The following is an 892-nucleotide window of genomic DNA, read 5'->3' on the forward strand; positions in this document are numbered from 1 at the left end:
CCTTTTACAGGGGACAAAATTCAGGTTGTGGAGTCGAGCGCTTCGGGGTTCATTTTAGACGCAGAGCCCGTTCCTGGAAATGAAGCGGATGGTGATCGCTTGGCCCATTTACTCCAAAGTGTAGTGACGCATCACCACATCGTTCCGGAGTACGTAGGGGCAGATACGTTATATGGATTTGGACGCTACCGCGCAGAGGTCGACGCGTTAAACTTAGGGATACAGGTGGTAGCTCCTGTGTTCAAACCGGCAAACCAAAAAGGAATGCTTAGCCATGACCAATTCACGTACGATGTGCAAAAACAAGAAGTGACGTGCCCTGCGCAGCAAACAACAACGAAGTTTTATGTCCGAAAAAACTGGGAAGGCTTGCAATACAACTTCAAAGGAAGCATCTGCGCGAAATGCCCGCTGAAAGAAACGTGCACCCCAAGCAAAATGGGACGTAGTATTTTCATAAGTGACTATTATGAAGTCTATGAGGAAGCGCAGCGTTTCAACGAGAGCCAACAAGGACAAGAGATTCTACGCAAACGCGGACAGATTGAACCGACAAACAATGAGCTTGCGAACCACCATGCGCTGAGACATCCGCAAACAAGAGGTCGCGATAACCTGCGCATCACGGTAAAATTGAAGGCCATGTCGGTGAACATCAAGCTCATAGTTAAGAAACTAGGAAAAGTGGCATACAAAGACCCCTTTGTCCGGCAAAAGCCGAGGCTAAGGGGTGCTGCCGCATGCGCATAAATGGCTCTACATAGGATGAACATCCTAAGTAGAGGGAACAAAGAGTGAGGCGAATGGACGAGGAATGCCTTTTTGCAGCTAAAAAGTTTGCGTTTTAGCTGTGGAGAGGATGGGTGGGGGTTTGTTGAGGAGTTGTTCGACG

General features: G+C 48.5%; 1 protein-coding gene. It reads left to right on the plus strand.

The features are described from left to right. Positions 1-750: transposase (locus HQN90_RS38060; RefSeq protein ID WP_173227991.1), on the plus strand; the 750-nt coding region annotated here is incomplete at its 5' end. Positions 751-892: the final 142 nt, after the last annotated feature.

This window comes from Paenibacillus alba (genome assembly GCF_013204855.1).
Classification (GTDB): Bacteria; Bacillota; Bacilli; order Paenibacillales; family NBRC-103111; genus Paenibacillus_E; species Paenibacillus_E alba.